The organism is Roseivivax sp. CAU 1753 (assembly GCF_054482575.1).
Genome location: NZ_JBTLRF010000003.1, coordinates 332,430 through 358,479, shown reverse-complemented (window position 1 = coordinate 358,479; position 26,050 = coordinate 332,430). Strand labels below are relative to the sequence as shown.

The window sequence follows — 26,050 nt, the reverse complement described above, 5'->3', positions numbered from 1 at the left end:
GACAATGAGCACTTATGACAGCGCCAAGGCGCAGTTCGCCGGTTGGGGGATCGACACCGAAGCCGCAATCGACCGGCTGCAGGACATCCCGATTTCCACGCACTGCTGGCAAGGTGATGACGTGGTGGGTTTTGAGAGGAAGACCGGAACATCCGGCGGCGGCATCCAGGCGACGGGCAATTACCCGGGCCGCGCCCGCACCCCGGACGAATTGCGCGCCGATCTGGAGTTTGCCTATTCGATGATCCCCGGATCGCACCGGCTGAACCTGCATGCGATGTATCTGGATACCGACGAGACGCCGGACAGGGACGAAATCGAATACAAGCATTTTGCGCCCTGGGTGGACTGGGCGAAGGCGCAGGGCATCGGGCTGGACTTCAATCCGACCTTCTTTGCCCATGAAAAGGCCGACGACAACCTGACCCTGTCTCATCCTGACAAAGGTATCCGGGACTTCTGGATCGAGCACGGGCAGCGCTCGCGCGACATCGCCGCGCAGGTGGGTGCGGAACTGGGCAGCCCGACGGTCAACAACATCTGGGTGCCGGACGGCTACAAGGACGTCCCCATCGACCGGATGGCGGCGCGGCGCAGGCTCGAGGCCTCGCTGGACGAGATGCTCGCGCCGGAGCAGGACAAGTCGAAGATGCTCGACGCGGTGGAAAGCAAGCTCTTCGGCATCGGCGTCGAGGCCTGCACCATCGGCAGCCACGAATTCTATATGGGATATGCGATCCGCAAGGGGACGGTCCTGTGCCTCGACATGGGCCATTTCCACCCGACCGAGAACGTCGCGGACAAGCTGTCCTCCGTGGCGTTGTCGGTCGACGAAATTCTTTTGCACGTAAGCCGCCCGATGCGCTGGGACAGCGATCACGTGATCCTGCTGAACGACGACATCCAGGCAATGGCGAACGAGTTGGTCACGGCCGATCTGCTGGGGCGCACCCATATCGGGCTGGATTTCTTCGACGCCACGATCTCGCGTACCGCCGCCTGGGTGATCGGCACCCGCAACATGCAAAAGGCACTTTTGCGCGCTTTGCTTCTGCCGCTCGACGAATTGCGCAAGGCGGAAGAGGGACTCGATTTCACCACGCGTTTCATGCTGACAGAAGAATTCAAGGACCTGCCCTTCGGCGCGGTCTGGGCCGAGTTCTGTATGCGCAACGATGCCCCGACCGGGACGGCGCTGATCTCGGATCTTGAGGCTTATCAATCGTCGGTGTCCGAGCGCTGACACAAAGCCGCCGCCTGCGAAAAGAGGGGCGGCGGCACCATTTAATAGGCAAGCCTTGTCCGTTTGGATCGGCTCCACTGCAGCCTCATTCGTTCGAGTAACTCAGCTGCGGCCTGCCTGAACGGCGTCTTTTTTCGCTACGCCTTGACGGGGTGTTGCAGCGGTAGATTATCTGCCAGCGCCCGGAACGCGAAATCGGCACTTCTCTTTCGCGATAGGCACGGTCAACCGGTGATTTTGAGAAAAAACCGGGTTCAATGCCATCGCAACGTAAGCTTCCCCTCAAACGACCCAGTTTCATCGCTGGCGCGGCGGACGACCGGAATCCACCCAGTCTGCCTCTTGCCGACTTTCGCGGTGCGCGCTATTGGATTGCGCATGACAGGGACAGGCATCTTCCGACGCGGCCTCTAGGCCCCGCACCGACCGCGGCGACAGCGCTGCGGGTTATCTGTCTGTCCAGCCATCATTTCCCGTTCAAAAACTTGACTTGGCCCGGTGCCCTTGGCACCTCTGTGCCTTTCGTATCCAGGAGACGTCCATGATCCCGTCCGTCCTTCCGACGTATAACCGCACGCCGCTCTCGTTCGTGAAGGGCGAAGGCAGCTGGCTGATCGAGGCGGATGGCCGACGGTTTCTGGACCTGGGCGCCGGGATCGCGGTCAATGCGCTGGGGCACGCGCATCCGGCGCTGGTCGAGGCGCTGACCGAGCAGGCGCACACCCTGTGGCACGTCTCGAACCTTTACCAGATCCCGCAGCAGCAGGCGCTGGCCGATGCGCTGGTGGCGGCGACGTTCGCGGACACGGTGTTCTTCACCAATTCGGGCACGGAAAGCTGCGAGCTGGCGGTGAAGATGGCGCGGAAATACTGGTATGATCGGGCGCGCTCAAGCAGCGAAGCGGTAGCGCAAGAGGATGCGCGCTCAAGCAGCGAAGCGGTAGCGCAAAAGGATGCGCGCTCAAGCAGCGAAGCGGGAGCGCAAGAGGATTCGCCTGCGGGCAGCCCAGCGGGGACGCCGGACAACGCCCGGCCCGAGCGCACGGAAATCGTCACCTTTTCGGGGTCGTTCCACGGGCGGTCGTCCGCCGGCATCGCGGCGGCGGGTTCGGAGAAGATGACCAAGGGGTTCGGGCCGCTGCTGCCGGGCTTCACGCATCTGGAGTTCGGCGATCACGACGCGCTGAAAGCGGCGGTGACCGACCGGACCGCGGCGGTGCTGATCGAGCCGGTGCAGGGCGAGGGCGGCATCCGTCCGGTGCCCGATCACTGCCTCAAGGGGCTGCGCGCGCTTTGCGACGAGACCGGCGCGCTGTTGATCTATGACGAGGTGCAATGCGGCATGGGCCGCACCGGCAAGCTGTTCGCGCATGAGTGGTCCGGGGCGACCCCCGACATCATGATGATCGCCAAGGGCATCGGCGGCGGCTTCCCGCTGGGCGCGGTGCTGGCCACCGAAGCGGCGGCGTCGGGCATGGTGGCGGGCACGCATGGCTCGACCTATGGCGGCAACCCGCTGGCCTGCGCGGTGGGCTGCAAGGTCATGGAGATCGTGTCGGAGCCGGCCTTTCTTGACGGGGTGAACCGGCGCGCGGCGCTATTGCGGCAACGTCTGGAAGGGCTGGTCGCGGCGCATCCGCAGGTGTTCGAGGAGGTGCGCGGATCGGGCTTCATGCTGGGCCTGAAATGCCGGGTGACCAATGCCGATCTGGTCAAGGCCGGGATCGCCGAGGGCGTGCTGACCGTGCCCGCGGCGGATAACGTGGTCCGCCTGCTGCCGCCGCTGACGCTGTCCGAGGACGAGATCGGCGAGGCCATTGCCCGGCTCGATCGCGCGGCGGCATCGCTTGAACCGGTCGGGGCCTGACCGGTCCGCATGAATTTCGGTGAAGGGCCGATTGCGCCCGCGTCACCGCCAGAGAAAAGAAGACGCCATGAAGCATTTCCTCGATATCCACACCACCGACCCCGCCGATCTGCGGTCGATGCTCGATGCCGCCCTGCGCATCAAGACCGCGCGCGGAGGGGCCCCCAAGGCCACGCCCGACGCGGAGCAGCCGCTGGCCGGGCACATGGTGGCGCTGATCTTCGAGAAGCCCTCGACCCGGACACGCGTGTCCTTCGACCTCGGCGTGCGCCAGATGGGCGGAGAGACGATGGTGCTGTCGGGGGGCGACCTGCAGCTCGGGCATGGCGAGACCATCGCCGACACCGCCCGCGTGCTGTCGCGCTTTGTCGATCTGATCATGATCCGCACCTTCGACGAAAGCGTGCTGACCGAGATGGCGGAATTCGCCAGCGTGCCGGTGATCAACGGGCTGACGGACCGTACCCATCCCTGCCAGATCATGGCGGATGTGCTGACCTTCGAGGAGCATCGCGGCCCGATCGCGGGCAAGAAGGTCGTCTGGTCCGGTGACGGCAACAACGTCTGTTCGTCCTGGCTGCACGCGGCGGGGCAGCTGGGCTTCAACCTGACCTTCACCGGGCCGGTGCAACTGGACCCGGAAATGGAGTTCGTCGGGCTGGCGCGCAACAAGGGCGCGGAGATCACCATCGAGCGCGACCCGATGCGGGCGGTCGAGGGGGCCGATCTGATCGTCACCGATACCTGGGTGTCGATGCATGACGCGCAATCCGCGCGCGAGCGGCGGCACAACATGCTGCGCCCCTACCAGGTCAACCAGCGACTGATGGAGGCCGCGAAACCCGACACGCTGTTCATGCATTGCCTGCCCGCGCATCGCGAGGAGGAAGTGACCTCGGAGGTGATGGACGGGCCGAATTCGGTGATCTGGGACGAGGCCGAGAACCGGCTGCACGCGCAGAAGGCCATCATGCGCTGGTGTCTGGGCCAGTGAGCGGGTGCAGGATTTTAGATAAAATCCTGCCGCTGCGGGACCGATGACGCGGCTGCCCATCGACGCGGCAATCCCGGCGTTGCTGGCGGCGTTGCGCGAGGCCGGGCGCGCGGTGTTGCAGGCCCCGCCGGGGGCGGGCAAGACCACGCGCGTGCCGCTGGCGATCCTCGAGGCGGGCCTGACCGACGGCACCATCCTGGTGCTCGAGCCGCGCCGCCTGGCGACACGCGCCGCCGCCGAGCGCATGGCCGCGACCCTGGGCGAGCCGGTGGGGCGCACCGTCGGCTACCGGATCCGGGGCGAGGCGCAGGTCAGCGCGGCCACCCGGATCGAGGTGGTCACCGAGGGCATCCTGACCCGCCGCCTGCAATCGGACCCGGGCCTGACGGGCATCGGGGCGGTGCTGTTCGACGAATTTCACGAACGTTCGCTCAACACCGATCTGGGGCTGGCGCTGTGTCTCGAGGTGGCGGAGGCGCTGCGCGACGACCTGATCCTGTTGCCGATGTCGGCGACGCTGGACGCGGAACCGGTGGCGGCGCTGATGGATGCGCCGGTGGTGAGCTCGGAGGGGCGCAGCTTTCCGGTCGAGACCCGCTGGCGGGATGCGCCCCTGCCCAGGGCCCGGCGGCGCGAGGCAGCGGTGGTCGACACCGTCTTGCAGGCGCTGTCCGAGACCCAAGGCGGCGTGCTGGTGTTTCTGCCCGGGGAGGGCGAGATCCGCCGCGTGGAGTCGGGGTTGAGGGACCGGTTGCCCGAGGGCTGCCATCTGCGACCGCTTTACGGGGCGATGGACTTTGCCGCGCAGCGTGCGGCGATCCGGCCCGAGGCGGAGGGGCGCAAGATCGTGCTGGCCACCGCGATCGCCGAGACGTCGCTGACCATCGAGGATATCCGCGTCGTAATCGACGCGGGGCTGGCGCGGCGCGCGCGGTTCGATCCCGGCTCTGGCATGTCGCGGCTGGTGACGGAGCCGGTGTCGAAGGCGGAGGCGACCCAGCGGGCGGGGCGCGCGGGGCGGGTGGCCCCGGGGGTGTCCTACCGGCTTTGGACCAAGGGCGAGGAGGGGGCCTTGCCGGGCTTTGCCCCCGCCGAGATCGAGGTGGCGGACCTGGCGGGTCTGGCGCTGGAACTGGCGGTCTGGGGGGCGGGGCCGGAGGATCTGCCGTTTCTGACCCGGCCCAATCCCGGTGCCTATGCGGAAGCGCGGGAGCTGCTGCGGGCGCTGGGTGCGCTGGATCGCAAGGGACGGGTGACCGAACATGGGCGCGCCATGGCGGCGATGCCGTTGCATCCGAGGCTGGCGCATATGCTGGCTGTGGCGGGGCGCGGCTCGGCGCCCCTGGCGGCGCTTCTCGCGGAGCGCGACCCGCTGCGGGGCGCGCCGGTCGATCTGATGCTGCGGCTGGAGGCGGTGGAGAGCCCGAAGCGTTTTGCCGAAGCGCGGGGTCTTGCCCCGCACCGCGCGACGCTGGAGCGGGTGCGCGTGGAGGCGCGTCGGCTGGCGCGCGCGGCGAAGGGCGAGACCGATCTTGGCCCGGCGCAGATGGCGGCGCTGGCCTATCCCGACCGGATCGGGCTGCGCCGCAAGGGCGATGCGGCGCGCTATCAGCTGTCGGGCGGCAAGGGTGCCTGCATGGCCGATGACGACCCGATGGCGGCGGCGCGGCTGATCGTGGCCACCGATCTTGACGGCAATCCGCGCGAGGCAAGGATCCGCCAGGCGGTGCGGATCGAGGAGGCCGAGCTGCGCGAGATCTTTGCCGGGCGCATCGTCTGGACCGAGACCTGCAGCTGGTCGAAGCGCACCGGGCGCGTGGTGGCGCGGCGGCGGGAGCAGCTGGGCGAGATCGCGCTGGATGACCGGGTCTGGACGGATGCGCCGGAGGCGGCGGTGGCGGCGGCGATGCTGGACGGGGTGCGCGAGCTGGGCCTGCGGCCGAGTGCCCGGGCGGCGCGCTTTCTGGCGCGGGGGGCGATCGGACTGGCCAGCGGACTGGACCTGCCCGCGATGGACGAGGCCGGGCTGCTCGGGACGCTGGAGGCGTGGCTGCTGCCCTATCTCGGGGGGGTGCGCAGCGCCGAGGACTGGAAGCGCTTCGATCTGTTGCCCGCCCTCGAGGCGCGGCTGGATCACGCGCAGCGCCAGGCGCTGGATCGCCGCGTGCCGGGGGTCTTCACCACGCCGCTGGGCCGCCGCATTCCGATCGACTATTCCGGCGCCGCCCCGGAGATCGCGCTGCGCCTGCAGGAGATGTTCGGACAGCGCAGCCATCCGGTGGTCGGCAACCAGCCGCTGCGGGTGACGCTGTTGTCGCCGGGCGGCCATCCGTTGCAGACCACCATGGACCTGCCGGGATTCTGGGACAGCTCTTACGCGGATGTGCGCAAGGACATGCGCGGGCGCTATCCGAAACATCCCTGGCCGGAGGACCCGCGCGCCGCCGATCCGACCTTGCGGGCCAAGCGGAGGGGGTAGGGGCGAGGGGCCTGCCCCTCGCGCTCCCCGGAGTATTTCGGGTCCGATCGTGAGGCCTGGGGGGCCGCGGTGGGCGGCGGTCTTGCGCCGGAGTGGGCGCTGGACAACCGGGCCGCCGGGCGTCAGACCTGACGCCGGAACAGGCGAGGGGCAGCATGGATATCGAGGCATTGTGCACAGGCGTCCTGGCGGGCGAGCGGCGCGCCCTGTCGCGGGCGATCACGCTGGTGGAGAGCGGCAGGGCGGATCATCGCAAGCAAGCGGTGACGCTGTTGCAGCGGCTCAAGGATGCGGGCCACGGGCGCGAGGCGATGCGGATCGGGCTGTCGGGCACTCCGGGGGTGGGAAAATCCACCTTCATCGAGGCGTTCGGCATGATGCTGACGGCGCAGGGGTTGCGGGTGGCGGTGCTGGCGGTCGATCCGTCCTCGGCGCGGTCGGGCGGGTCGATTCTGGGTGACAAGACGCGGATGGAACGTCTGGCGCGCGACCCCGGCGCCTTCATCCGGCCCTCGCCCAGCCAGTCGCATCTGGGCGGTGTGGCGCGGCGCACCCGGGAGGCGATCGCGCTTTGCGAGGCGGCGGGGTTCGACGTGATCCTGATCGAGACGGTCGGGGTCGGACAATCCGAGACCGTGGTGTCGGAGCTTTCGGATCTGTTCGTGCTGCTGCTGGCGCCCGCGGGCGGCGACGAGTTGCAGGGGGTCAAGCGCGGCATCATGGAGATGGCCGATATCATCCTGGTCAACAAGGCGGATGGCGCGCTGAAGGCGACGGCGACGCGGACCTGCGCGGATTACGCGGGCGCGCTGCGGCTGTTGCGCAAGCGGCCTCAGGACCCCGAGGGCTTTCCCAAGGCGCTGACGGTTTCGGCGGTCGAGGAGCAGGGGCTGGCGACGGCCTGGGACGAGATGACCGCGCTGGCGGACTGGCGTCGCGAGACCGGGCACTGGGCTGGACGGAGGGCGCATCAGGCGCGCTACTGGTTCGAGGCGGAGGTGCGCGAGGCGCTCTTGTCGACGCTCAAGCGCGAGCCGGTCAAGGGGGCGATGGCGCGGCTTGCCGGTCAGGTCGAGGCGGGCGCGCTGACGGCGGCGGCGGCGGCGGACGAGCTGCTGACCACCTATCTGCAGCGCTAGGGCGTCGGGCGTGCAGGCGGGACTTGACGCCATCGGCGCGCTTGCCTAGAGAAGCGCGACGAGATTCCGGGCGCGGCCCATAGCGGCGCCCTTTTCACATATGGCGGAAACGATCGGGGATCCGGTGCTTTCGCCCTGACATTGACGAGGATGAACCCATGTCGCGCGTGTGCGAACTGACCGGTAAGGGCCCGATGGTTGGCAACAATGTCAGCCACGCAAACAACAGAAGCCGGCGCCGTTACCTGCCGAACCTGAACAACGTGACGCTGCAGTCCGAGACCCTCGGGCGCGGCATCAAGATGCGCATCTCGGCGGCGGCGCTGCGCACTGTCGATCACCGCGGTGGTCTGGACAAGTTCCTGGCCAAGGCGAAGGACGTCGAGCTGTCCGCCAACGCGCGCAAGGTCAAGAAAGAGATCGCCAAGGCGCAGACCGCCGAGGCGTGAGCGACACGGCGTTGCCGGGTTGGCGTGACCGGGTTGGTGTGACCGAACCGTCGAAAACCTGAAGACCGTGACAGCCCCGAGCCATTGGCCGGGGCTGTTTTCATATGTCGGTCAGGCTGTGGTGATGGTGCGGCGGTAGAGGTGCCAGGTGGCATGGCCCAGAACCGGCAACACGATGAAAAGCCCGAGAAAGTAGGGCAGCAGCGCCAGGAAGGTCAGGCCCGAGATCGTCATGGCCCAGACCAGCATCACCGAAAGATTGGTGCGCACGAGGTTCAGGCTGAGCCGCATCCCGGTGACGAAATCGACCTCAAGGTCAAGCAGCAGCGGCAGGCTGACCACCGTCAGGCTGAACAACAGGAAGGCGAAGAGCGCGCCGAACCCCATCCCGACCAGCAGCAGCGACAGGCCCGGCCCCGACAGATAGGTGGCAAGGTCGTCCGGCGGCCCGGTCATCGCCGAGGGCCCCATGAACAGCGCGAACAGCATGTGGGCGAAGAACGACCAGAACAGGAAATAGATCACGATCACCGCACCTGCCCAGGGGATTTGCCGCGTGCGTTCGCGCCAGATCACCCCGAGAATGGCGGGAAAGGTCAGCGGCTCATCGCGTTCGAGGCGGCGGCTGACCTCGTAGAGGCCGACCGCCAGGAACGGCGCGATCAGCGGAAAGCCGAGCGACAGGGTCAGGGTCCATGTGAACAGGCCCGCGCCGATCTGCATCAGGGCAAGGCCGATCAGCACGTAAACACCGGAAAAGAACAGCCCGTAGACCGGAGCGCGCCGGAAATCGCGCCAACCCAGGCGCAGGATGTCGATCAGTTCACTGACGCGCAGCGCGTCGTTTCGGGGCACCGGCGCGGACATCCGGGCAGTCTTACTCGTCATGCAGGGCACCTCGTCACATGAAAAAGACCGGATCAGACTGACCGACAAAACACCCGCCTGCCTTGCGGTGTATCAAAAACCGGTCGGCGGATGCGTGATTTGATGGATTTGGCGCGATGCCCGGTGGCGCATTTTGTCGCCTTGCCCTCACCGGTGCATCGGATACCAAGCGAGCCATGACAATGCGTGCCGTTCTAGCCCCCGTTCTTGCCATCCTGCTCGCGCTGACAAGCGTGGAGCTGGCGATCGCGCGCGGGGCACCGGCGGTCGCGGGCACGGTCGTGCTGTGCGGCGGGTTCGAGCGGCAGACCATCACGCTCGACGTCAATGGCAAGCCGGTGCGGCAGAGCCAGCTTTGCCCCGATGCGGTGGTGGCGTTCTTCGCCGATACCGCGGTGGACCTGTCGGAAATGGTGGTGGCGCTGCGCCACGCGCGGGTCCGGCATGCCGACGAGACCAGGCGCCTTGCCGGGCAGCGGCGCGGCACGCCCCGGGCACGGGGGCCCCCGACCCTGATCTGATCCATTTTTGCAAGTCAGATCAACGGGAAAGGATCCCAGATGTTTCGAACACTTACGCTTGGCAGCGCGCTTGCGCTGAGCCTGTCCGCATCTGTCGCCACCGCCGAGATCGTGGTCAGCGATGCCTATATCCGCAGCGCCGCCCCCACGGCGGTCACCGGTGCCGCCTTCATGGCGATCGAGAATACCGGCGACGCACCGATGCGCCTGATCTCGGCGCAATCGGGGATTGCCGAGAGGATCGAGCTGCACACCCATATCGAGGACGAGAACGGCATGATGATGATGCGCGAGATCGAGGGCGGCATCGAGATCGCGCCGGGCGAGACGCACATGCTGCAACGCGGTGGCGACCACGTCATGTTCCTGGGGCTTACCGAGACGCTGGAGCAGGGCGAGACGGTTGCCGTGACGCTGGGCTTCGAGGATGGCACCTCGGTCGCGCTCGAGGTGCCGGTGGACCGCATCCGCATGCCCGAGCATGGCGGCATGCGGATGCAGGGCAAGGGTGGCCAGATGTCCGGTCACGGCACCATGAAGATGTCGAACTGACCCCAACTACCGCGCCAGCAGGCCGTCCACCCAGGCGGGGACGGCCTTGCTTGCCGGGCCGGTCAGGGTCTGGTCGAACAGCGCGGAGGCACCGGTCGTGTCGAGGTTGATCTCGAGCGTCCGGATGCCGGACATGCGCGCCCCGTCGACGAAGCCCGCGGCGGGGTAGACTAGGCCCGAGGTGCCGATGGCGACGAACATGTCGGCGGTTTCGAGATGGCCGAAGATCTCGTCCATCCGGTAGGGCATTTCACCGAACCAGACGATGTCGGGGCGGGCCGCGGGCGCATCGCAGGCCGGGCACCGTTCGCCCACGGCCATCCTTGGCGGGGACGGCCAGCGATGACCGCAAGCGGCACAAAGCGCCCCCGCCAAGGTGCCATGCATGTGGATCACCCGGGCCCCGGCCTTTTCATGCAGATCGTCGACATTCTGCGTCACGATGATGACCTCGCCGTCATGGTCCGCCTGTAGCCGGGCCAGCGCGTCATGGGCCGGGTTCGGCCTGGCCCCGGCGGCCTGAACGCGCCGCTGATTGTAGAAATCGTGCACCCGGGCGGGATCGCGCGCGAAGGCTTCGGGGGCGGCGACGTCCTCGATCCGGTGTTTCTCCCAGATGCCGCCCTTGTCGCGGAATGTGCCCAGGCCGCTTTCGGCAGAGATGCCCGCGCCGGTCAGGATCACGATCTTGTCGGGGTTCGTCATTGTGTCGTCTGGCCTCTCGGCTACTCTGGGACGCAGACTAGGGGGCGTCATGATCCGTTCCATACTGTTTGTCTGTCTCGGGAATATCTGCCGTTCGCCGTCGGCGGAAGGGGTGGTGCGCGCAAAAGCGGAAAAGCGGGGTCTGGACCTCGTGCTCGATTCGGCGGGCACGGCCGGGTGGCACATCGGCAAGCCGCCGTACCTGCCGATGCAATCCGCCGCGAAGGCGCGTGGCTATGATTTGTCCGCACTGCGGGCGAGACAGGTTTCACCTAAGGATTTCAGGGACTTCGACCTGATCGTTGCGATGGATGCAGACAATGTCGCGCAACTGGATGCCATGCGTTTACCGGATGGCAAGGCGCGTCTGATGCTGTTCACCGATGCTTTGGTCGATGATCATGACGGTTTTGTGCCTGATCCCTATTACACGCGGGATTTCGAAGGCACGCTCGATTTGGTGGAACGCTGTGCCGAGGCGCTGCTGGACCAGATCGATGCGGGTGCCGCGGCCCGCGGGGCGGGATCCGCCCCCTGAGGCCAGCCTTGCCCGGCGCAGCGCGCGGGGACGCGGCCCGCCGTCTGGCCCCCTGCGGCGGTTGGCCAAGGGCCGCCCGGGCGTGACGCAAGCAGCGGCCCCGGGCAGATTGCGCCTTGCAGGCGGGCCGTGTGAGTGCCTTGCGGGCGGGCCGTGTTGGTGTCTTGCCGGCGGGACCGCGCTTACAGCCGGACCATGATCGCAACGGTCGCAGCCTCGATCCAGGCCGCGCTGCCGGGGTCGGGCAGATCGTTGATATCCCGCAGGACGTTTGCACGGTCCGACGGGGCGACGGGTGCCACGCGCCAAAGCGCGGCCTGCGCTACCGGGTCGGTCAAGAGCGCCGGGCCATGCCTTGCCACCTCCGCCTTCACATCCGCCCGCCGCGCCCCGTAGGCCGCGTTCTCGACCAGGGTGGACAGGCCAGAGACCGGCAACAGCAGGGGATTGCCAAGATGGTTCGCTTCGTTCGCGCAGCCCGCGAGGAGAAGGACCGGGATCAGTGCGCGCATCGGCACGGCCCTTCGCGACAGGAGTGACAGCGGTCTGGCGATTGCGCCCGGATCAATGCGCGCACTCCGGGCGCAAAAAAAGGCCCCGGTGCAGGGCCAGGCTTGCCCCCCGGCTTGGCAGGTCCGGGTGGCCGGGTGCCGCCGATGGGGCTCAGTTGTCCATCTTCAGGGCCGAGATGAACGCCTCTTGCGGGATCTCGACCTTGCCGAATTGGCGCATCTTCTTCTTGCCGGCCTTCTGCTTTTCGAGCAGCTTTTTCTTCCGCGTCGCGTCGCCACCGTAGCACTTCGCGGTCACGTCCTTGCGCATGGCCGACAGCGTCTCGCGGGCGATGACCTTGCCGCCGATGGCCGCCTGGATCGGGATCTTGAACATGTGGCGCGGGATCAGCTCTTTCAGCTTTTCGCACATGGCGCGGCCCCGCATCTCGGCGCGGTCGCGGTGAACCATCATGGCAAGCGCGTCGACCGGCTCGTCGTTCACCAGAATCGACATCTTCACGAGGCTGTCCTCGCGGTAACCGAGCATCTCGTAATCGAAGCTGGCGTAACCTTTTGTTACCGATTTCAGGCGATCGTAGAAGTCGAACACCACTTCATTCAGCGGGAGGTCATAAACCGTCATCGCGCGCCCACCGACATAGGTCAGGTCAAGCTGGATGCCGCGCCGTTCCTGGCAAAGCTTCAGCACATCGCCGAGATATTCGTCAGGCACCATCACCGTCGCCTTGATCCGCGGCTCCTCGATGTGATCGACATAGGTCATGTCGGGCATATCGGCGGGATTGTGCAACTCGATCCGCTCGCCGTCCTTGCGGAACAAATGGTAGATCACCGAAGGCGCGGTGGTAATCAACTCGATGTTGTATTCGCGTTCCAGCCGGTCGCGGATCACCTCGAGGTGCAGAAGACCTAGAAAACCACAGCGGAAGCCGAAGCCCAACGCGGCAGAGGTTTCCATCTCATAGGTAAAGGAGGCATCGTTCAGCGCCAGTTTCTCGATGGCGTCCCGCATATCCTCGAAGTCGTTCGCATCGACCGGGAAGAGGCCGCAGAAGACCACCGGCACCGACGGCTTGAAGCCGGGCAGGGCCTTTTCGCAGCCGTTCTTTTCGGTTGTGATCGTGTCGCCCACGCGGGTGTCGCGAACCAGCTTGATCTGCGCAGTGAAGTAGCCGATTTCGCCGGGGCCAAGCTCTTTCACTTCGGTCATCGCGGGACGGTAGACACCGAGGCGATCGATGTCATAGGTGCCGCCGGTCTTCATCATGCGGATGCGCTGACCCTTTTTCAGCACCCCGTCGATGATGCGGACGATGACCACGACGCCAAGGTAGGGATCGTATTTCGAATCGACCAGCATCGCCTTCAACGGCCTGTCGGCATCGCCCTCGCGCGGCGGCGGAAGGCGGGTCACGATGGCCTCGAGCACATCGGGGATGCCGACACCGGTCTTGGCGGAAATCAGGCAGGCCTCGGAAGCATCGATGCCGATCACGTCCTCGATCTGTTCGCGCACGCGGTCCGGTTCGGCGGCAGGCAGGTCGACCTTGTTGAGGACCGGCACCACCTCGTGATCGGCCTCGAGCGCGGTATAGACGTTGGCCAGGGTCTGCGCCTCGACGCCTTGCGTGGCGTCGACCACCAGCAGCGATCCTTCGACCGCCTGCATGGACCGCGACACCTCGTAGGCAAAATCGACATGCCCGGGGGTGTCGATCAGGTTCAGGACGTAGGTCTGGCCGTCCTTGGCCGGGTACTCGATGCGGACGGTATTGGCCTTGATGGTGATGCCGCGCTCGCGCTCGATATCCATGGCGTCGAGCATCTGCTCTTTCATGTCCCGTTCGGCCACCGTTCCGGTAAGCTGAATGAGCCTGTCGGCCAGGGTGGATTTCCCGTGGTCGATATGGGCGACGATGGAAAAATTGCGGATGCGTGAAAGGGGTGTCATGAGAGTGGCATATGACGCGGCGGGCCGGTCCGGTCAAGGTGGGTTGCGTGGCTGATGCGCCCCGACCGCGCCCCCGACCGCGCCCCGGTCGCGTCCGGACCCGCGTGAATGCGCCGGGTCGCATCAAGGCGCGCCCGATGGCATGCCGCCAGGGGCGAGAAACGGAGGACAGGTCATGCCGGATCACAGGGTGCGCGCGATTGTCACGGGCCGCGTGCAGGGCGTGGGGTTCCGGGCATGGACGCAGCGCGCAGCTTCCGAGTTGCAGTTGCGCGGCTGGGTCCGGAACCGGCCTGACGGAACCGTCGAGGCGGTCCTGGGCGGCGCCGAGGACGCGGTCGGGCGGATGTGCGCGCGGCTGCGCCGGGGCCCACCGATGGCGCGGGTGACGGGCGTCGACATCCGCTCAGCGGAGGAGGTGCTGCCGGGCGAGTTCGAAATCCGCCGCTGAAATTCCGCGCGGCGCGGATCGGTGAATGGACACGCGCGGCTCCTTCGGGCATTAATGTCGGCAATCAACAGGTCGGTTCAATCCGGCGGCAGAACGAGCAGAGACATGACGGGCAGCACACGAAAACTCGGCTGCGCCCTGGTGGCCAGCCTGATCCTCGCCGGTTGCGGCGGCGGGTCGTCTTCCTCATCCAACGTTACCCGCTTCGCCACGGGGCCGATCTATTCGGCGTGCATGGCATCGGACCGGAAGGCCCGAAGTCGCACGCTGTGCGGCTGCGTGCAGGCAAGCGCCGATGGCACACTGTCGGGCGGCGACCAGCGGCGCGCGGCCAGCTTCTTCCGCGATCCGCAAGAGGCGCATGACGTGAAGTATTCCAAGACACCGCGCGATGACGCGTTCTGGGACCGGTACGAGGTTTTCGTCGACCGGGCCGAACGGTCCTGTCGCGGTCTGTGACGGCGGCGCTCAGGCTTCGGCGGTCAGAAAGGCGCGCACGGTCGCTTCGAATTCGGCCGGTTTCTCGGCGTGCAGCCAATGGCCGGCATTGGCGATACGGGCAAAGCGGGCACGCGGAAACATGCCGCGGATCGGCTTGCGCATGTCGGGCGTGACGTAGTCGCTGTCGGCACCGGACAGGAACAGCGTCGGGCCTTCGAAGGTGCCGTCCGGCCCGGGCCAGCCCAGGATCTTGGGCATCTCGCGGCTCAGCACGTCAAGATTGAGCAGCCAGCGCTTTTCCCCGACGTCGAGCGACTGGGTGAAAAACCCCTGCAATACCGGGTCCGAGACGTGATCGGCAAGCTGCGCCGCGGCATCCGAGCGCCGGGCCACCGCCGACAGGTCGACCCGTCGCATCGCATCGATGAAGCTGGACTGGTGATCGTGATCGTAGGCCACGGGGGCCATGTCGGCCGACACCAGGCGACGCACCAGGTCGGGCCGGGTCAGCGACAGCATCATCGCGGCCTTGCCGCCCATCGAGTGCCCGATCACGTCGGCGGGGCCGCCCAGGTCCTCGATCACATGCGCCAGATCGGCGGCCATGTCGTCGTAGCCGTGGCTGTCGGCCCAGGGCGATGCGCCGTGATTGCGCTGATCGACGGCGATCACCTGCCGGATGTCGGACAGATCGCGGGCGATTCGGGACCAGTTGCGGGCCTGGCCGTAAAGGCCGTGCACGATGACAAGCGGGGGCAGGGCGGGATCGCCGTGGCGGATCGTGTTCAGCATGGCCGATGAATACCGTCCGCGCGTGGCCATCGCCAGCGTCTTTTCTCCGGTCGCGGAGACCGCTAGGGTGCGCCGCATGATGCAGGATGCAAAACTTGGCCAGCAGATCGCGCGGCTCGAGACGCTGATGTCCGACAAGTTCGGCGCCAGCCGCGGCCGTCTGGATCGGCGCGTGATCAAGGCCGGTCGGCTGGTGCCGAAGGGCGTGCGCCGCGACCTTGATCGGGTGGCGCGGGCGCAGGCGATGGCGGGCAACCCGAAGCTGGCGCGCCAGCTTGACGCCCCCGCGATCCGCGCAGCGGCGCGCCGGGCCGAGGACTGGCTGGCTTCGGTGGACGTGGCCGATCGGCGCCGGGGTGCGGTTTTGGGGGGGCTGGGCGCGCTGGCCTTCAACCTGATTGTTCTGTTCGTGCTGGCACTGGTGGTGCTGCGCTGGCGCGGCTTCATCTGACCCACTAGCGGGACGCCCGGGTCGTCTTGACGCGGGCGCGCGGAGGTCGCGGTGCGGCGCGGTTGCCCGAGGCGGCGGCGGTGCCGTCCGGCATGGCCCGGCTGATCCATTTTCAGGACGAGGGCGACGCCGGGGGCGGCCCCGATCCGATCGCTGTGCCGCCCGCACCCGGTCAGGCGCGCGGACCGTTGTACTCCGCGTCCGAGACCGGTTCGGCCCAATCGGCGGTCTGGCCGTCGCGGGCTTCGCCGAGCGCGAGATGGATCATGCCGATCTCGGGGGCCGCGCCGTGCCAGTGGCGTTCGCCGGGGGCGAAGAAGACCGTGTCGCCGGGGCGCAGTTCCTGCACCGCGCCGCCATCCGACTGGGCCAGGCACAGTCCCTGCATGATCAGCAGCGATTGGCCATAGGGGTGGGTGTGCCAGTTGGTACGCGCGCCGGGCTCGAAGGTGACCATCAGGGCGCGGTGCCGGGCCGGTTCGGGTGGCGCGGCGATCACATCCATGCGCACGGCGCCGGTGAAATAGTCGGGTGAGGGTGTCGTCGAGGGGCGGGTGCCGACGCGGGTGATATCCATCCTGGTGTCTCCTGATCCGTCTGGACGTAAAGGATGGCAGATCGGGGCGCGGGGTAAAGCCGGGTGTTCGGAGCCGCGTCTGACCGGCGCGCCGCGTGGCGGTTGGGGAATTTGCGTATTTGGAAAATGGAAAGGGCCGGGGGCGGCGCGTTGCCGGGCGGCATGCCTTGGGGCGGCGGGGTGCAGGCGGCACCCGAGCGCCGCCTGTCTGTGTGTCTGTGGGCTCTGTGTCTGTGGGCCGTGGCCCTTCGACTGTGGGGCAGTCAGAGGTCGGGGTAGATCGGGAAGCGGGCGCAGAGCGCTTCGACCTCGGCCTTGACGCGGGTCTCGACCTCGGCATTGCCGTCCTCGCCATTGGCGGCGAGCCCGTCGACCACCTCGATGATCCAGTCGGCAATCTGGCGGAACTCGGCCTCGCCGAAGCCGCGGGTGGTGCCCGCCGGGCTGCCGAGGCGGATGCCCGAGGTGATCGTGGGCTTTTCGGGGTCGAAGGGCACGCCGTTCTTGTTGCAGGTGATATGGGCGCGGCCCAGGGCCTTTTCGGTGGCGTTGCCCTTTACGCCCTTGGGGCGCAGGTCGACCAGCACCACATGGGTGTCGGTGCCGTGGGTCACGGTGTCGAGCCCGCCCTTGATGAGCTGGTCCGACAGCGCCTGGGCGTTCTTGATGACCTGCTGCTGGTAGGTCTTGAAGCCGGGCTGCAGCGCCTCGCCGAAGGCCACCGCCTTGGCGGCGATCACATGCATCAGCGGGCCACCCTGGATGCCCGGGAAGATCGCGGAGTTGATCTTTTTGGCCAGTGCCTCGTCATTGGTCAGGATCATGCCGCCGCGCGGGCCGCGCAGGGTCTTGTGCGTGGTGGTGGTGGCGACATGGGCATGCGGGAAGGGCGAGGGGTGTTCGCCCGCCGCCACGAGGCCCGCGAAATGGGCCATGTCGACCAGCAGCCAGGCCCCGACGCTGTCGGCGATCCGGCGCATGCGGGCGAAGTCGATCTGGCGCGGGATTGCCGAGCCGCCGGCGATGATCAGCCTGGGCTTGTGTTCTTTCGCCAGCGCGTCGACCTGGTCGTAATTCAGCAGGTTGTCCTGCTGACGCACGCCGTATTGCACCGCGTTGAACCATTTGCCCGACTGGTTGGGCCGCGCGCCATGGGTCAGGTGGCCGCCTGCGTCGAGGCTCATGCCGAGGATGGTGTCGCCCGGTTGCAGCAGGGCGGTAAAGACCCCCTGGTTGGCCTGGGAGCCCGAGTTCGGCTGGACGTTGGCGAAGCCGCAGTCGAAGAGTTCGCAGGCGCGCGCGATGGCCAGGTTTTCGGCCACGTCGACCCAGTCGCAGCCGCCGTAGTAGCGCCGTCCGGGGTAGCCTTCGGCGTATTTGTTGGTCATGACCGAGCCCTGCGCTTCCATCACGGCGCGCGAGACGATGTTTTCGGAGGCGATCAGTTCGATCTCGTTGCGCTGGCGGCCAAGTTCGCCGGTGATGGCGGCGGCGATGTCGGGGTCGCGGGCAGCGAGGCTTTCGCTGAAGAAGCCGGCGGCGGGCCGGGACGCGGTCTTGTCGTCACGATGCGGCGCGTTCATGGGTCAGGTCCTTTCACGTCATGTGGCCGCGGGGGCGCGGCGGGCAGGATGCCGCGGTCGCACGGCAGGTCTGCGTCTGGGCTGCGATGTACAGAAGATTTTCGCCGTCTCAAAGCCCGGATTCGGCTGTTTGAGACAATATGCCGTCGGATGCTGGCGCTTTGCGGGCGGGTATGTTTGGGTCATGGTGGCTTGGGGCGGGACAGGACACAGCGCGCATGGGGCTCAGGATCGCATTTGCGGCGTCGAACGCGCCCATCGCGCAATCGGCCAAGGCCGGGTTGTCGCGGCGCTATGGCGATCATGCGGAGCCGCATGCGGATGTGATCGTGGCGCTGGGCGGCGACGGGTTCATGCTGCACACCCTGCACCGGACACAGGATCTGCACGCGCCGGTCTACGGGATGAATCGCGGCACGGTCGGGTTTCTGATGAACGAGTATTCCGAGCACGGGCTGGAGGAACGGCTGCGCGCGGCGGAGGAGGCGGTGATCAATCCGCTGTCGATGCGGGCGACCTGCGTCGATGGCACGGTGGCGGAAGCGCTGGCGATCAACGAGGTGTCGCTCTTGCGCGCCGGGCCGCAGGCGGCGCGGCTTCGGATTTCGGTGGATGGCAAGCTGCGCATGGCCGAGCTGGTCTGCGATGGTGCGCTGGTGGCGACGCCCGCGGGGTCGACGGCCTACAACTATTCCGCCCATGGTCCGATCCTGCCCATCGGGTCGGATGTTCTGGCGCTGACCGCGATGGCGGCGTTCCGGCCGCGGCGCTGGCGCGGGGCGTTGCTGCCAAAAACCGCCCGGGTGACCTTCGAGGTGCTCGACCCGGACAAGCGTCCGGTCATGGCCGAGGCGGACAGCCGGTCGGTGCGCGACGTGGTCGAGGTGGACATCCGGTCGGCGCCGGAGATCGCGCACCGGGTGTTGTTCGATCCGGGTCACGGGCTGGAGGAACGGCTGATCCGCGAGCAGTTCGTCTGAGCTCGCGCAGGATGTGGGTGTACCGGGGCGGCGTCGCGCCGCTGCGCTGCCATGGGGCGGGACCCAGGGCGGCATGCCAGAAGGCGCGGCGCGCGCATCATGCGCGCGGGTGAAGGGCGCTGTGCGGTTGGCTTGGGGCCGCCAATTCTGACCCGGGGCGACGTTCTGGAAGGGTGACGGAGCAGGGCCGGTCCGAGGGGGCGGCCTTCTGGCGGATGGCCCGGGCGCGGGTGATGGCCGGAATTCGCGCAATCCGCAGTACCGTATAGGGAGAGTGCCGGTTCTGCGCTACACTGCACCTGCTTTTCAGACGCGCGGCCATTCATTTCCGGCTGCGGATATTTGAACGATGCATTTCAGCGAAGGAGAAGCGGGCATGGCGCACGGCCTGACGCAGCTTGATTTTCTGGCCCCGAGAGCGATCTTTCATCATCGACCGATCGCCCGGATCTGCGGCGATCTTCCGGCCTGGGACAGCCGGTTGACCGACACGGAGCTGTTGGCCTTCGCCAATGCGCGCATGGTCGAGCGACCCGGCGACACACCCCAAGCACAAGTTCGGGAACCGGGTGGCGATGCGGGGCGGGCGCCGGACCACAGTGCCGGCATTCCGGCGGGCTACACCTATTTCGGGCAGTTCGTCGAGCACGACATCACCTTCGATCCGGCCGCGTCGGGGATGCGGGCGCATGAGCCCGGCGGGCTGTCGGGCGGTCGCGCGCCAAGGCTCGATCTGGACACCCTTTACGGGGCCGGGCCGGACGATCAGCCCTATCTCTACGATCCGACGGACAGCGCGAAGATGGCCATAGGCGAGGTCATGGGCGCGCCGGGGCTGCCCGATCTGCCGCGGTTTCAGGGGCGGGCGCTGATCGGCGACATGCGCAACGACGGGATCGCGATGGTCAGCCAGTTGCAGCTGGCCTTCCTGCTGGCTCATAACACGCTGGTCGATCGGGCGCGGGCGGCCGATCCGCGCGCCGACACGCGGGCGCTGTTCGAAAGGGCGCGCACCACGCTGCGCTGGCTGTACCAGTATATCGTCTGGTTCGACTTCCTGCCGCGCGTGCTGACCGGAGACATCCACGCATGCGCGCTGCGGCGGCAAGAGGTCTGCGGCGGGCGGCAGGTGTGGACCTGCGGGCTTGGCGATGTCTGGGACGAAAAGAGCCAGCCCGGTATTCCGGTCGAGTTTTCGGCGGCGGCCTATCGCTTTGGCCATTCCATGATGCGCAACGGCTATCAGACCAACGGCTGCGCCCAGGGCGGGGGCAAGGCGACGCCGGTGTTCGACGATAGCGGGCTTGGGACGGCCGACGATCTGCGCGGCTTTCGCCCGATCACGCCGGATACGGCGATACAATGGGACTGGTTTTTGCCGATGCAAAGCTCGGGCACGCGGTTTCCGCAGATGGCGCGCCGGATCGCCACGAGGCTCGCGCCCGCGTTGGCGGACATGCACGAGGGGCCGGAAAACGCGGCGATGAACGATCTGGCGTTCCGCACCCTCAAGCACGGGATCGCGTGCGGCCTGCCCGGCGGCACCGCGGTGGCGCGCAAGTTCAGCGTCGCGCCGATCCGGCTCGAAACCGCAGAGCCGGATGCGCTGTGGTTCTACATCCTGCGCGAGGCCGAAGCGACGGACGGCACCGGGCTGGGCCGGGTGGGGTCGATCATCGTGGCGGCGGTCTTTGCGGGGCTGCTGAAGGCGGATCCGTCGTCCTGGATCAGCCGCGATCCGGGCTGGACGCCGGCGGGCGATGCGCTGCTGCGCGATGGCGAGGACGACCGCGACGATCCCGGCTGGACGCTGGCGTCGATCATCCGGCTGGCGGGGATCAAGGCGGACGGGATCGGGTTCGAGCCGCGGGGGAGCGCCCCGTAGTCGCCCGCGACCCGCGACCGGAGGCGGGGTATGGCGGGCCCCGGACCTGATCCGGGGCCTCGTGGTCAGCCCTTGGGATAGCCCAGCGTCTTGAGCGCTTCGGATATCTCGTCGACGATGGCGGGGTCGTCGATGGTGGCGGGCATCCTGAACTCCGTGCCATCGGCGATATTGGCCATGGTGCGGCGCAGGATCTTGCCCGAGCGGGTCTTGGGCAGACGGTCGACCACGCGGCAGAGCTTGAACGCCGCGACCGGGCCGATCTGGTCGCGGACGCGCTTGATGCATTCCGCCTCGATCTCGGAATGCGGGCGATCGACGCCCTTGGTCAGGCAGACAAACCCCATGGGCAACTGGCCCTTGAAGTCGTCGGCCACGCCGATCACCGCGCATTCGGCCACGTCCGGATGCCCGGCCAGCACTTCCTCCATGCCGCCGGTGGACAGCCGGTGACCGGCGACGTTGATGACATCGTCGGTGCGCGCCATGATGTAGAGATAGCCATCCTCGTCGATGCGGCCCGCGTCGCCGGTTTCATAAAAGCCGGGAAAATGCGTCAGATAGCTTTTGCGGAACCGGTCCTCGGCGTTCCACAGCGTCGGCACCGTGCCCGGGGGCAGCGGCAGGCGGATGGCGATGGCGCCCAGTTCGCCGGGCGCGACCGGGTGGCCGCCTTCGTCGACGATCTGCACGTCATAGCCCGGCATCGGCACCGAGGGAGAGCCGATCTTGACCGGCAATGCCTCGATCCCGGCGGGCATCCCGGCGATGGTCCAGCCGGTTTCGGTCTGCCACCAGTGGTCGTAGATCGGCTTGCCGGTGACGTTCTGCGCCCATTCGATGGTGTCGGGATCGGCGCGTTCGCCGGCAAGGTAGATGGCCCGCAACTGGCTGAGGTCGTGGCCCTTCATCATCTCGGCCTTGGGGTCCTCGCGCTTGACGGCGCGGAAGGCGGTGGGCGCGGTGAAGAAGCTGCGCACCTTGTGTTCGGCGATGACGCGCCAGAAGGTCGAGGCATCGGGCGTGCCCACGGGCTTGCCCTCGAACAGGACGGTGGTGTTGCCCGCGATCAGCGGACCGTAGACGATATAGCTGTGGCCGACGACCCAGCCGACATCCGAAGCGGCCCAGAAGACGTCGCCCGGGTCAACGTTGTAGATGTTCTTCATCGTCCAGTTGAGCGCGACCAGATGCCCGGCGGTGGGGCGCACGACGCCCTTTGGCGCGCCGGTGGTGCCGGAAGTGTACAGGATATAGGCCGGGTGCGACCCTTCGACCGGCACGCAGGGCGCGGGGTCGGCATCCTGCTGGAAGGCGTGCCATTCGTGATCGCGGCCCGCAATCAGGTCGGCTTCAAGCTCGGGGCGCTGGAAGATCAGCGTGAAATCCGGCTTGTGTTTGGCCAGCTCGATTGCCCCGTCGAGCAGCGGCTTGTAGGCCACGGTGCGGCCCGGCTCGATCCCGCAGGAGGCCGCGATCATCGCCTTTGGCTGGGCGTCGTCGATCCGCACCGCCAGTTCGTTCGCGGCAAAGCCCCCGAAGACAACCGAATGGATCGCGCCGAGCCGCGCGCAGGCAAGCATGGCCTCGGCGGTTTCGGGAATCATCGGCATGTAGATGATGACGCGGTCGCCCTTGCCGATGCCCCGCGCCTTGAGCGCGCCCGCAAGCCGGGCCACGTTTTCCTGCAACTGGGCATAGGTGATGGTGCGCTTGGTGTCGGTGACGGGGCTGTCATAGATGATCGCGGCCTGTTCGCCGCGGCCCTGTTCCACATGGCGGTCGACGGCGTTGTAGCAGGTGTTGACCTTGGCATCCGAAAACCATTCGTAGATGTAGTTCCCCCGATCGAAGAGCGCCTGTGTCGGGGCCTCGTCCCAGTCGATCGCGCGGGCCTGCTCGAGCCAGAAGCCCTCTGGATCATCCTTCCAGGCCTGATAAACGCTTGCGTAAGACATGATGTTTCCTCCTCGGGGTCTTTGTGCGACGAGTTAGGGGCGTGCCCGGCCTTCTGGCAAGCGTCGCGGTCGGATTCGGCGCGGGGTCGAAAAATAAATTTGCACGATTGGCCTGTTAGCGCCTGCAAACTTTTGCAAAGCCGCCGGTTTTCGCGCAAATCCTGTATAATTTCGACGAGTTTGCAAAGTCATGCTTTGCAGAAACAGAATCAGTCGGCGTCGAACCGGTAGTCGAAGCGCGCGATGTCGCTGGCGCAGATCGCCGCCACCCGGTCCCGGGTCGCATCGGTGTAGTAGCCCCGCCAGTCGCGCGCCCGCCCGGACCGGTTGGCATGCGGCAGATCCAGCGTAAAGCCCAAGCGCGCCTCGAAGCGCGGCAGATCCTCGGTCAGGTGCTCGAGCCGCAGGAACAGCGTGCGCGCCTCGGCGCCGTTCGGCCATGTGACGTAGGACGGGTAGGGCGCGCGCGCGATGGCGGCGGCATTGGCCGGATCGTTCAGGAACCCGGCGAAATCGCTGGCCCGGGCAAGGCGGACGGCGGGGTGGTCGAACGTCTGCATCTGCAGCCAGTGATAGTAGCTGACCATCCGGTCCCAAGGGTTGCGGATCAGCGTGACGACCTGCAGGCGGGTCAGCGTCTCGTCGGGCAGCGCGCCGTCGATATCGGCCAGCGTCGAATGCTTCCAGAGCCGTCCGCGCGCGGTCAGCTTGCGCAACCGGCCCCGGCGCGCCACCGCTTTCGGTGTGTCGCCGATCAGGATGTCGTCGCGATGCGCCCGCGCCTCGAGCGCCAGCGCAAACGAGGTGCCGCCGGTCTTGGGAATGTGCACGAAAAGATAGCCGCGCCCGGGCGAGATGATCATAGCGCCACGATAGGGCGCGGGCGGGCGGACGCAATGCCCCGGGCGCGGAATAGCCGGCGACGCAGACCGGGGCGCGGGACATTGCCCACCATCGCGTGCTCGTGATAGCTTTGCGCAAACCAATGAGGCAGAGCAGCCCCGCCACGCCATGACAGCACTTACGCAATATCAACGCCTTGAGGCGTCCGGCCTTTGGCGCGCGAGTGCCGACGCCCAGCGGCGCGAGGTCGTCGTGTCGCTGGGGGATGCGACGCTGACGATCGCCGACCTCAGGGATCAGCCGCAGGCGCATTGGTCGCTGGCCGCCGTCCGGCGTGCCACACCAAGGGGCGAGGTGCCCGCGCTGTATCATCCCGACGGCGATCCCGGTGAAACGCTTGAACTGGGGGCGGATGCCGAGGAGATGATCGCCGGGATCGACAAGGTCCTGCGCGCCATCGAGAAATCGCGCCCGCACCCCGGCAAGGTGCGGGTCTGGATCGGCGGCGGCATCGCCGCGGCGGTGCTGGCGGGGGCGGTGTTCTGGTTGCCGGGCGCGCTGCTGAACTACTCGTCCAACGTCGTGCCCGCGGTGAAACGCGACGAGATCGGCACCGCGCTGCTTGACCGGATCGCGCGCGTGGCGGGCAGCCCCTGCGCCGCGCCCGAGGCCGAAGAGGCGCTGCGTGCGCTGGGCCGACGGGTGCTGGGCCCCGAACGCGGCGGCGATCTGACGGTGCTGCGCGGCGGCGTGGCCGAGACCGCGCATCTGCCGGGGGGCCGCATCCTGATCAACCACACGCTGGTCGAGGACCCCGAAGACCCGGACGTGACCGCGGGCTACGTGCTGGCCGAAGCGGTGCGGGCGCAGGTGTCGGACCCGCTGGTGGACCTGCTTGAAACCGCCGGACTGTTCGCGACGCTGAAACTGCTGACCACCGGCGATCTGCCCGAGGGCGCGCTTGACGCCTATGCCGAGAACCTGCTGTCTGCCGCCCGCCCCGATGTCGACCGCGACAGGCTGCTTGCCGCCTTTGCCGGAGCCGAGCTGCGATCGACCCCGTACGCCTACGCGCTGGACATGACGGGCGAAACGACGCTGCCCCTGATCGAGGCCGATCCGCGCAAGGCGGAAGGCAGCCTGCCGGTGCTGACCGATGCCGAATGGATCCGCTTGCAGGCGATCTGCGGCGGCTGACGCGCCCCCAAGATGTGAAACGGCCGCGCACCCGAGGGTCCGCGGCCTGATCTGCCCTGCGCGGCGTCGCGGTCAGTTGCGCACGTTCATCACGATGACCGCGGGCTTGATGCTGTGGCGGCTTGCGGTGGCGACAAGCTTGCGCGGCACGGTATTGGTCCAGACCTGCTGGGTGTCGAAGAACCCCGACATGGTCTGATAGGCGCGGAACCGGTTCAGGCGGTCGTCCGTCCAGGCGCGCGTGTAGCCCGGGGGCACCACGGTTTCCTGTTCGACCCGCAGCGTCGCATAGACCTGATCGGGCACCATGTAGCGTTCGGGCCGGTTCGGGGCGAGACGCAGGTTGCTGTCGTCATAGCCGCGCAGGATGTAGACGTTCTTGCCCTCGGTCGGCGCTTCGCCGCGACGAATGACGGTCACATGGCCGCTTTGCTGCGATCCGCAGCGCACCGGAAGCCCCTGGCTGTTGCCGATATATTGCTGCGACACCGCCGAGGCGCCGCGGCATCCGGTGGCCTGGGCGGTCGGGGCCGGAACCGGTGCCGGGGCGACCCGGCGCACGACACGCTGCGGCGCAGGCGCGGGCTTGGGTGCCGGAGCCGGTGCGGTGCGCACGATCCGGGGCGCGGGCTTGACCACCTGCGGTTTCGGCGCCGGGGCCTGACGCGCCACGGGCTGGGGCGCCGGGGCAGGCGGCGGCGCGGTCCGGGGCGCGGACGATGCCGGTGGGTTCAGGGTGATTTGCTCGGCGCCGGAGGTCGGCTGCGCGGCGGTGCGGGTGGTGGCGGACCGCGCCAGGGTGGGCGTCTGACCGCAGACATGCTTGCGCCCCCGGTCCACCCGCGGCACCCAGCTGGTCGCCCCGTCGATGCCCGCGCGAATGTAGACGCAGCCGCGACTGTCGACATATTGCCGCCCGTCATAGCTTGCCGGTGGAAATTCCTGCGGCACATCGGTGGCGCTTTGCTGCGCCTGCACATGTCCTGCAAAACCAAGCGCGACCGCCATATAGGTCAGCGCCACGAACCGTGTCATTTTCATATTGGGCCCC

25 protein-coding genes are annotated in these 26,050 nt (G+C 67.5%); 15 read left to right on the top strand and 10 right to left on the bottom strand.

Going from position 1 to position 26,050, the window contains the following annotated elements; all coding sequences use genetic code 11:
- The first annotated feature begins 4 nt into the window (after nucleotides 1-4).
- The 6 genes from ACXYMN_RS09195 (at nucleotide 5) to rpmB (ending at nucleotide 8,171) form a co-directional block, all read left to right on the top strand.
- Nucleotides 5-1,243 carry an L-rhamnose isomerase gene (locus tag ACXYMN_RS09195; RefSeq protein ID WP_459013287.1) on the top strand — a complete coding sequence of 413 codons (1,239 nt, stop codon included), beginning with the start codon at nucleotides 5-7 and terminating at the stop codon, nucleotides 1,241-1,243.
- Between the two features lie 541 nt (nucleotides 1,244-1,784).
- A complete protein-coding gene (locus tag ACXYMN_RS09190; protein ID WP_459013286.1) occupies nucleotides 1,785-3,110 on the top strand; it encodes an acetylornithine transaminase in 1,326 nt (441 codons plus the stop codon).
- Nucleotides 3,111-3,177: 67 nt separating this feature from the next.
- Nucleotides 3,178-4,104 carry an ornithine carbamoyltransferase gene (argF, locus tag ACXYMN_RS09185; protein ID WP_459013284.1) on the top strand — a complete coding sequence of 309 codons (927 nt, stop codon included), beginning with the start codon at nucleotides 3,178-3,180 and terminating at the stop codon, nucleotides 4,102-4,104.
- 43 nt (nucleotides 4,105-4,147) lie between these two features.
- Nucleotides 4,148-6,583 (top strand): ATP-dependent helicase HrpB, encoded by a 2,436-nt coding sequence (gene hrpB, locus ACXYMN_RS09180; protein ID WP_459013283.1) that lies wholly within the window; start codon nucleotides 4,148-4,150, stop codon nucleotides 6,581-6,583.
- Nucleotides 6,584-6,738: 155 nt separating this feature from the next.
- Nucleotides 6,739-7,722 (top strand): methylmalonyl Co-A mutase-associated GTPase MeaB, encoded by a 984-nt coding sequence (gene meaB, locus ACXYMN_RS09175; RefSeq protein WP_459013282.1) that lies wholly within the window; start codon nucleotides 6,739-6,741, stop codon nucleotides 7,720-7,722.
- Between the two features lie 158 nt (nucleotides 7,723-7,880).
- On the top strand, nucleotides 7,881-8,171 hold the full coding sequence (gene rpmB / locus ACXYMN_RS09170) for a 50S ribosomal protein L28 (RefSeq protein ID WP_459013281.1): 291 nt from the start codon (nucleotides 7,881-7,883) through the stop codon (nucleotides 8,169-8,171).
- Nucleotides 8,172-8,282: 111 nt separating this feature from the next.
- Here rpmB and ACXYMN_RS09165 read toward each other — a convergent pair whose 3' ends face one another.
- Complete coding sequence (locus ACXYMN_RS09165) at nucleotides 8,283-9,059, bottom strand: DUF2189 domain-containing protein (RefSeq protein WP_459013280.1); 777 nt, start codon at nucleotides 9,057-9,059, stop codon at nucleotides 8,283-8,285.
- Between the two features lie 182 nt (nucleotides 9,060-9,241).
- On the opposite strand from ACXYMN_RS09165, the gene ACXYMN_RS09160 reads away from it, so the two are divergent.
- Nucleotides 9,242-9,580, top strand: coding sequence for a hypothetical protein (locus tag ACXYMN_RS09160; protein ID WP_459013279.1), 339 nt, complete (start codon nucleotides 9,242-9,244; stop codon nucleotides 9,578-9,580).
- A gap of 39 nt (nucleotides 9,581-9,619) precedes the next feature.
- Nucleotides 9,620-10,132, top strand: a complete 513-nt coding sequence (locus ACXYMN_RS09155; protein ID WP_459013278.1) for a copper chaperone PCu(A)C — start codon at nucleotides 9,620-9,622, stop codon at nucleotides 10,130-10,132.
- A 6-nt stretch (nucleotides 10,133-10,138) separates the two neighbouring features.
- On the opposite strand, the gene ACXYMN_RS09150 is transcribed toward ACXYMN_RS09155, so the two are convergent.
- Nucleotides 10,139-10,837, bottom strand: coding sequence for an NAD-dependent deacylase (locus ACXYMN_RS09150; protein ID WP_459013277.1), 699 nt, complete (start codon nucleotides 10,835-10,837; stop codon nucleotides 10,139-10,141).
- Nucleotides 10,838-10,886: 49 nt separating this feature from the next.
- On the opposite strand from ACXYMN_RS09150, the gene ACXYMN_RS09145 reads away from it, so the two are divergent.
- The gene (locus ACXYMN_RS09145; protein WP_459013276.1) at nucleotides 10,887-11,375 is read left to right on the top strand and encodes a low molecular weight protein-tyrosine-phosphatase; all 489 of its coding nucleotides are present in this window, start codon (nucleotides 10,887-10,889) and stop codon (nucleotides 11,373-11,375) included.
- 182 nt (nucleotides 11,376-11,557) lie between these two features.
- On the opposite strand, the gene ACXYMN_RS09140 is transcribed toward ACXYMN_RS09145, so the two are convergent.
- Together ACXYMN_RS09140 and lepA are read right to left on the bottom strand one after the other, a co-directional pair.
- Nucleotides 11,558-11,887, bottom strand: coding sequence for a hypothetical protein (locus ACXYMN_RS09140; RefSeq protein ID WP_459013275.1), 330 nt, complete (start codon nucleotides 11,885-11,887; stop codon nucleotides 11,558-11,560).
- Nucleotides 11,888-12,038: 151 nt separating this feature from the next.
- Nucleotides 12,039-13,841, bottom strand: a complete 1,803-nt coding sequence (gene lepA / locus ACXYMN_RS09135) for a translation elongation factor 4 (protein ID WP_459013274.1) — start codon at nucleotides 13,839-13,841, stop codon at nucleotides 12,039-12,041.
- Between the two features lie 175 nt (nucleotides 13,842-14,016).
- Between lepA and ACXYMN_RS09130 the strand changes: the two genes are divergently transcribed.
- Nucleotides 14,017-14,292 (top strand): acylphosphatase, encoded by a 276-nt coding sequence (locus tag ACXYMN_RS09130; protein ID WP_459013273.1) that lies wholly within the window; start codon nucleotides 14,017-14,019, stop codon nucleotides 14,290-14,292.
- 105 nt (nucleotides 14,293-14,397) lie between these two features.
- Nucleotides 14,398-14,751 carry a hypothetical protein gene (locus ACXYMN_RS09125; protein ID WP_459013272.1) on the top strand — a complete coding sequence of 118 codons (354 nt, stop codon included), beginning with the start codon at nucleotides 14,398-14,400 and terminating at the stop codon, nucleotides 14,749-14,751.
- Nucleotides 14,752-14,760: 9 nt separating this feature from the next.
- Here the strand turns inward: ACXYMN_RS09125 and ACXYMN_RS09120 are convergent, their stop codons facing one another.
- Nucleotides 14,761-15,525, bottom strand: a complete 765-nt coding sequence (locus ACXYMN_RS09120; RefSeq protein ID WP_459013398.1) for an alpha/beta fold hydrolase — start codon at nucleotides 15,523-15,525, stop codon at nucleotides 14,761-14,763.
- 76 nt (nucleotides 15,526-15,601) lie between these two features.
- Here ACXYMN_RS09120 and ACXYMN_RS09115 point away from each other — a divergent pair, with 76 nt between their 5' ends.
- Nucleotides 15,602-15,976, top strand: coding sequence for a hypothetical protein (locus ACXYMN_RS09115; protein WP_459013271.1), 375 nt, complete (start codon nucleotides 15,602-15,604; stop codon nucleotides 15,974-15,976).
- 172 nt (nucleotides 15,977-16,148) lie between these two features.
- On the opposite strand, the gene ACXYMN_RS09110 is transcribed toward ACXYMN_RS09115, so the two are convergent.
- On the bottom strand, nucleotides 16,149-16,553 hold the full coding sequence (locus ACXYMN_RS09110) for a (R)-mandelonitrile lyase (protein WP_459013270.1): 405 nt from the start codon (nucleotides 16,551-16,553) through the stop codon (nucleotides 16,149-16,151).
- A gap of 263 nt (nucleotides 16,554-16,816) precedes the next feature.
- A complete protein-coding gene (gene glyA, locus ACXYMN_RS09105; protein WP_459013269.1) occupies nucleotides 16,817-18,136 on the bottom strand; it encodes a serine hydroxymethyltransferase in 1,320 nt (439 codons plus the stop codon).
- A 218-nt stretch (nucleotides 18,137-18,354) separates the two neighbouring features.
- On the opposite strand from glyA, the gene ACXYMN_RS09100 reads away from it, so the two are divergent.
- Complete coding sequence (locus tag ACXYMN_RS09100) at nucleotides 18,355-19,116, top strand: NAD kinase (RefSeq protein WP_459013267.1); 762 nt, start codon at nucleotides 18,355-18,357, stop codon at nucleotides 19,114-19,116.
- A 376-nt stretch (nucleotides 19,117-19,492) separates the two neighbouring features.
- Nucleotides 19,493-21,001 (top strand): peroxidase family protein, encoded by a 1,509-nt coding sequence (locus ACXYMN_RS09095; protein WP_459013266.1) that lies wholly within the window; start codon nucleotides 19,493-19,495, stop codon nucleotides 20,999-21,001.
- 65 nt (nucleotides 21,002-21,066) lie between these two features.
- On the opposite strand, the gene ACXYMN_RS09090 is transcribed toward ACXYMN_RS09095, so the two are convergent.
- Together ACXYMN_RS09090 and ACXYMN_RS09085 are read right to left on the bottom strand one after the other, a co-directional pair.
- Nucleotides 21,067-22,959, bottom strand: coding sequence for a propionyl-CoA synthetase (locus ACXYMN_RS09090; RefSeq protein WP_459013265.1), 1,893 nt, complete (start codon nucleotides 22,957-22,959; stop codon nucleotides 21,067-21,069).
- Nucleotides 22,960-23,168: 209 nt separating this feature from the next.
- Nucleotides 23,169-23,822 (bottom strand): sulfotransferase family protein, encoded by a 654-nt coding sequence (locus ACXYMN_RS09085; protein ID WP_459013264.1) that lies wholly within the window; start codon nucleotides 23,820-23,822, stop codon nucleotides 23,169-23,171.
- Between the two features lie 148 nt (nucleotides 23,823-23,970).
- Here ACXYMN_RS09085 and ACXYMN_RS09080 point away from each other — a divergent pair, with 148 nt between their 5' ends.
- Complete coding sequence (locus tag ACXYMN_RS09080) at nucleotides 23,971-24,999, top strand: hypothetical protein (protein ID WP_459013263.1); 1,029 nt, start codon at nucleotides 23,971-23,973, stop codon at nucleotides 24,997-24,999.
- A 72-nt stretch (nucleotides 25,000-25,071) separates the two neighbouring features.
- Here ACXYMN_RS09080 and ACXYMN_RS09075 read toward each other — a convergent pair whose 3' ends face one another.
- Nucleotides 25,072-26,040, bottom strand: coding sequence for a hypothetical protein (locus ACXYMN_RS09075; RefSeq protein ID WP_459013262.1), 969 nt, complete (start codon nucleotides 26,038-26,040; stop codon nucleotides 25,072-25,074).
- Nucleotides 26,041-26,050 lie beyond the last annotated feature (10 nt).

What these genes read in the sequence shown, in the direction of transcription:
- ACXYMN_RS09195 (WP_459013287.1), top strand. Translation starts at nt 5, where the DNA reads ATGAGCACTTATGACAGCGCCAAGGCGCAGTTCGCCGGTTGGGGGATC.
- ACXYMN_RS09190 (WP_459013286.1), top strand. Translation starts at nt 1,785, where the DNA reads ATGATCCCGTCCGTCCTTCCGACGTATAACCGCACGCCGCTCTCGTTC.
- argF (WP_459013284.1), top strand. Translation starts at nt 3,178, where the DNA reads ATGAAGCATTTCCTCGATATCCACACCACCGACCCCGCCGATCTGCGG.
- hrpB (WP_459013283.1), top strand. Translation starts at nt 4,148, where the DNA reads ATGACGCGGCTGCCCATCGACGCGGCAATCCCGGCGTTGCTGGCGGCG.
- meaB (WP_459013282.1), top strand. Translation starts at nt 6,739, where the DNA reads ATGGATATCGAGGCATTGTGCACAGGCGTCCTGGCGGGCGAGCGGCGC.
- rpmB (WP_459013281.1), top strand. Translation starts at nt 7,881, where the DNA reads ATGTCGCGCGTGTGCGAACTGACCGGTAAGGGCCCGATGGTTGGCAAC.
- ACXYMN_RS09165 (WP_459013280.1), bottom strand. Translation starts at nt 9,059, where the DNA reads ATGACGAGTAAGACTGCCCGGATGTCCGCGCCGGTGCCCCGAAACGAC.
- ACXYMN_RS09160 (WP_459013279.1), top strand. Translation starts at nt 9,242, where the DNA reads ATGCGTGCCGTTCTAGCCCCCGTTCTTGCCATCCTGCTCGCGCTGACA.
- ACXYMN_RS09155 (WP_459013278.1), top strand. Translation starts at nt 9,620, where the DNA reads ATGTTTCGAACACTTACGCTTGGCAGCGCGCTTGCGCTGAGCCTGTCC.
- ACXYMN_RS09150 (WP_459013277.1), bottom strand. Translation starts at nt 10,837, where the DNA reads ATGACGAACCCCGACAAGATCGTGATCCTGACCGGCGCGGGCATCTCT.
- ACXYMN_RS09145 (WP_459013276.1), top strand. Translation starts at nt 10,887, where the DNA reads ATGATCCGTTCCATACTGTTTGTCTGTCTCGGGAATATCTGCCGTTCG.
- ACXYMN_RS09140 (WP_459013275.1), bottom strand. Translation starts at nt 11,887, where the DNA reads ATGCGCGCACTGATCCCGGTCCTTCTCCTCGCGGGCTGCGCGAACGAA.
- lepA (WP_459013274.1), bottom strand. Translation starts at nt 13,841, where the DNA reads ATGACACCCCTTTCACGCATCCGCAATTTTTCCATCGTCGCCCATATC.
- ACXYMN_RS09130 (WP_459013273.1), top strand. Translation starts at nt 14,017, where the DNA reads ATGCCGGATCACAGGGTGCGCGCGATTGTCACGGGCCGCGTGCAGGGC.
- ACXYMN_RS09125 (WP_459013272.1), top strand. Translation starts at nt 14,398, where the DNA reads ATGACGGGCAGCACACGAAAACTCGGCTGCGCCCTGGTGGCCAGCCTG.
- ACXYMN_RS09120 (WP_459013398.1), bottom strand. Translation starts at nt 15,525, where the DNA reads ATGCTGAACACGATCCGCCACGGCGATCCCGCCCTGCCCCCGCTTGTC.
- ACXYMN_RS09115 (WP_459013271.1), top strand. Translation starts at nt 15,602, where the DNA reads ATGATGCAGGATGCAAAACTTGGCCAGCAGATCGCGCGGCTCGAGACG.
- ACXYMN_RS09110 (WP_459013270.1), bottom strand. Translation starts at nt 16,553, where the DNA reads ATGGATATCACCCGCGTCGGCACCCGCCCCTCGACGACACCCTCACCC.
- glyA (WP_459013269.1), bottom strand. Translation starts at nt 18,136, where the DNA reads ATGAACGCGCCGCATCGTGACGACAAGACCGCGTCCCGGCCCGCCGCC.
- ACXYMN_RS09100 (WP_459013267.1), top strand. Translation starts at nt 18,355, where the DNA reads ATGGGGCTCAGGATCGCATTTGCGGCGTCGAACGCGCCCATCGCGCAA.
- ACXYMN_RS09095 (WP_459013266.1), top strand. Translation starts at nt 19,493, where the DNA reads ATGGCGCACGGCCTGACGCAGCTTGATTTTCTGGCCCCGAGAGCGATC.
- ACXYMN_RS09090 (WP_459013265.1), bottom strand. Translation starts at nt 22,959, where the DNA reads ATGTCTTACGCAAGCGTTTATCAGGCCTGGAAGGATGATCCAGAGGGC.
- ACXYMN_RS09085 (WP_459013264.1), bottom strand. Translation starts at nt 23,822, where the DNA reads ATGATCATCTCGCCCGGGCGCGGCTATCTTTTCGTGCACATTCCCAAG.
- ACXYMN_RS09080 (WP_459013263.1), top strand. Translation starts at nt 23,971, where the DNA reads ATGACAGCACTTACGCAATATCAACGCCTTGAGGCGTCCGGCCTTTGG.
- ACXYMN_RS09075 (WP_459013262.1), bottom strand. Translation starts at nt 26,040, where the DNA reads ATGAAAATGACACGGTTCGTGGCGCTGACCTATATGGCGGTCGCGCTT.